Origin of the sequence: Eisenbergiella porci (genome assembly GCF_009696275.1) — a bacterium.
In the GTDB taxonomy this organism is placed as follows: domain Bacteria; phylum Bacillota; class Clostridia; order Lachnospirales; family Lachnospiraceae; genus Eisenbergiella; species Eisenbergiella porci.
This window is the reverse complement of sequence record NZ_VUMI01000120.1, coordinates 1-3,361: the sequence shown is the minus strand read 5'-3', so window position 1 is coordinate 3,361 and position 3,361 is coordinate 1. Positions and strand designations below refer to the sequence as shown.

Annotated in this window: 3 protein-coding genes; all 3 read right to left on the bottom strand. The window is 43.6% G+C overall.

The window, feature by feature from the left end; translation table 11 throughout:
* Positions 1-243 precede the first annotated feature (243 nt).
* Genes FYJ45_RS28965 through FYJ45_RS28955 form a run of 3 tightly spaced genes read right to left on the bottom strand, consistent with a single transcriptional unit; the run spans position 244 to position 3,084 of the window.
* Positions 244-1,884: a recombinase family protein gene (locus FYJ45_RS28965; protein ID WP_154468392.1), complete on the bottom strand. Its 1,641-nt coding sequence runs from the start codon at positions 1,882-1,884 to the stop codon at positions 244-246.
* A 20-nt stretch (positions 1,885-1,904) separates the two neighbouring features.
* A complete protein-coding gene (locus tag FYJ45_RS28960; protein ID WP_154468391.1) occupies positions 1,905-2,801 on the bottom strand; it encodes a recombinase family protein in 897 nt (298 codons plus the stop codon).
* Positions 2,773-3,084 carry a hypothetical protein gene (locus FYJ45_RS28955; RefSeq protein ID WP_154468390.1) on the bottom strand — a complete coding sequence of 104 codons (312 nt, stop codon included), beginning with the start codon at positions 3,082-3,084 and terminating at the stop codon, positions 2,773-2,775. Before FYJ45_RS28955 ends, FYJ45_RS28960 begins: the two co-directional genes overlap by 29 nt.
* Between the last annotated feature and the right edge of the window lie 277 nt (positions 3,085-3,361).

The window sequence follows — 3,361 nt, the reverse complement described above, 5'->3', positions numbered from 1 at the left end:
TATTCTGAATGCCATTCGTATTTACCACCTTTACTTGATAAACACAGTATATCACACCGAGCAAGAAATAGAGTGTTTGTGTAAAATTTTCAAGGTACTATTATAGGGCTTTTGACCCCAACATCATGCCAACAATAAAACACCCGAACCAATCGGGCATTTTATTCTTACCATAAATTCATAAAAATCATTTTGCAGGCAGGAATCCCATGTCTTTATTCAGTTGTCATCCCTGCCTGCTACTTAGTCATAACTGATTTCCTGTTCCATGACGATTCCTGACTGGAACTGGATTATCAGCTTCTCGGCAGAGACTACTTTGATACTTGCTATCAGCCTTCTTACAAGGTCATTGTCAAATTCCGGTATGTTGCAGGTCTGGCTCTGTAGGAAATTGTCCATATCCCGAAGTCGCTGTTCATAATTATCCGCCAGTTTTTTCTTACGTCTGGCCTCTATCTGCTCCTCTTTTATGGTGGTGATTTCTTCCGCTATCTTTCGATACCTTTCATCGAATTCATCGGTGTAGGAACCCTCTTTTGCATTTTCTGCAATCAGTGCCACCATCTCTTCCTGCTTTGCTTTGATTTTATCATCGTATTCGTCCGGCTCCTGCTCCGAACCGTAGCTTCCGATTACCCGGATGACATTCTGTCTAAAGGCTCCTACAAAATCTCCGTCATTGCAGGTGATACGGTTAATTGCCAACATGACAGCCCGGTTTAATGCACCTTCTTCCAAGGTCTCGGATTTCTTACAGTGCTTGGTTCCGTTAGTCAGGCGGTTACTGCATCTCCACACAATCTTCTTTTTGCCATTCCTCGACCATGTGACTCTTCTGTATTCCTGCCCACAGTCTCCACAGAGCAGTAAACCGGTAAGGGCATATTCTGAGGAAAATTTGCTCTTTTGATTTTTCTTCCTTGTTACCGCAGACTTATTCATGGCAGCACGCCTCGCCATCTCTTCCTGCACTCTGTAAAACAATTCCTTTGGTATGATAGGCTCATGGTCATCTTCCACATAGTATTGTGGAACAATTCCTTTGTTCATAACCTTTTTCTTTGTCATAAAGTCTACAGTGTAGGTTTTCTGCAGCAGGGCATCTCCCATGTATTTCTCATTCCGGAGCATTTTCAGCACAACCGTATCATGCCATTTTTCCTGTCCTGTGGCTGTTTTTATTTTATGTTCTTCCAGATATTTACTTATCTTTCCTGCACTGTAGCCTTCCAGATAAAGTCTGAAAATCAGCCTTACGATTTCTGCCTCCTCCGGTACGATAACCAGATCGCCATTTTCGTTTTTGGTGTATCCCATGAATTTGTTGTGGTTGACAATCATCTTGCCATTTTCAAACCTTCTCACCACACCCCATCTGGTATTCTCGCTGATGTTTCGGCTTTCTTCCTGTGCCAGACTGCTTAAGATGGTAATGAGGATTTCCCCGGTTCCGTCTAAGGTGTTGACACCCTCTTTCTCAAAAACCACCGCCACATTCTTTTCCTTCAGTTTCCTTATGGTCAGCAGGGAGTCGACGGTATTTCTTGCAAATCGGCTCACTGACTTTGTCAGTATCATGTCGATTTTGCCATCCAACGCATCCTTTATCATGGCATTGAAATCGTCACGTTTTTTGGTGTTGGTGGCGCTCTTACCGTCATCGGCATAAATACCTGCCATTTTCCAGTTGTCTGTTTCCTGTATTTTTCGTGTGTAGTATTCCACCTGTGCCTCGTAGCTGCTCTCCTGCTCCTCAAGCTCTGTACTGACTCGGCAGTAGGCTGCTACCCTAAGTTTCTTCTCTGACAGCTTGATACTTCTGTCATACTGCGGTTTGGCAGGTATCATGGATACTTTCTTCTTTACCGCTGTCTGTGGCATATCTGCTCCTTTCCGGCTCCCTATAAATCCCGGTAGCCTATCTTAATGCTGTTATTGTTGTAAAAAACCACCTCTACGGTGTCATCCTTATATACTAAAATCTGCTTGATTAGTTTCCGGTACAGCTCCTCATCGAATTCGCCTATTTCCTCTCTATCGGCAAGCGTCTGCCTCATTTCCTCTGTCTTGATATCCTCATCCCGGACCTCCAGTGTTTTGTACCGTTCCGATGCCTGTCGGAATAAAAGTGCCATCATCTCATCGGCATCCATCTCTTTCGACTCTTCAATGCTTCTTGTGATTCTGCGGTATTCGGGACTGACCTGCTGTTCTTTCATTTCATATTTTTCTATCAGCTTGGGATTGTGTATCAGTTCGTTAATAGCGTGGATACATACCTCTTCCACCTGCTTGTCTGATATAAAACCGCCACCGCAGGATACCCGGTTCTGGTACACATAATTTTTGCACTTCCATTTAGGTATTCCACCCGACCTCTTTTTATTGTGTGGCTGGATGTGGCTGTACACGCTGCCACACTCTGCACATATCAGCACCCCGCTGAAGATGAGCCTTTCCTTTTTGTTTGGCCGGTGTTTTCCTCTGCTTCCTTCTACCCGCACCTGCTCCCGTCTTTTCTGCACTCTCTCAAACAATTCTCTGTCGATAATCTGCGGATAATATTCTGTTCCAAGATAGTTGTAATTCTCCAGTATCCTGCCTATGGTTGCATGGGACCAGCCGACTCTGTCATGGGCATTGGTAACTCCCATTTCTTTCAGATTTTTTGCAATCCGCCATGCAGAAATTCCGTTATCATAATCCGTAAAAATCTGCACCACCAGATTTTTATGTTCCTCATAAACCTCTATCTTTCCATTTATGACCTTATACCCGATTGGTGTGTGCCACTGCATCCTCGCTCCCCCTTTCCTGCTCTGTAAGCACCAGACCGTTTTTTAACACGAAGCTGATTTCATGGTCCAGGGATATTTTTATTTCCTTAACCGTCATGTCGAATAATTCTTCGTTAAAAGAAGTCTGGTATCCCTCTTTGTTAACCAAGCCGATTAACTGCTCGGTTCTGACGATTTCCTTGGTTCTCTTATGTTTTCTTGTAAACAATGTCTTCTTTCTTCTGCATTCTGTCAGTCTGTGGGCAAGCAGGTTATTTTTCTCCATAAAAAGAGCAGAGTCCATATATCCCTTCTTCATTACTTGATTTAGGATTCGGCTCTGCTCGCTTAAGGAGTGTATTTCATTATCCAGTTGTTCTATATCTTCACTGTCCGGCTTACTTTCTGCCAGTTCCGTCAGTGCCTTTAACAGCGGTTCAAGGATGGTTCCTTGGTGTTATCCCGCATTTTATCTGGCACCAAACCATGCCACACTCCACCAAATTAAAAAGAGGCACAGCATAAATTATTCTGATGGATTTTTCATCAGATTGCTTTATGCCGTGCCTTTTGTGTTATCA

Bases quoted from the DNA above. Each gene is read 5' to 3' on its own strand.
- FYJ45_RS28960 (WP_154468391.1), bottom strand. From the start codon at position 2,801: ATGCAGTGGCACACACCAATCGGGTATAAGGTCATAAATGGAAAGATA.
- FYJ45_RS28965 (WP_154468392.1), bottom strand. From the start codon at position 1,884: ATGCCACAGACAGCGGTAAAGAAGAAAGTATCCATGATACCTGCCAAA.
- FYJ45_RS28955 (WP_154468390.1), bottom strand. From the start codon at position 3,084: ATGGACTCTGCTCTTTTTATGGAGAAAAATAACCTGCTTGCCCACAGA.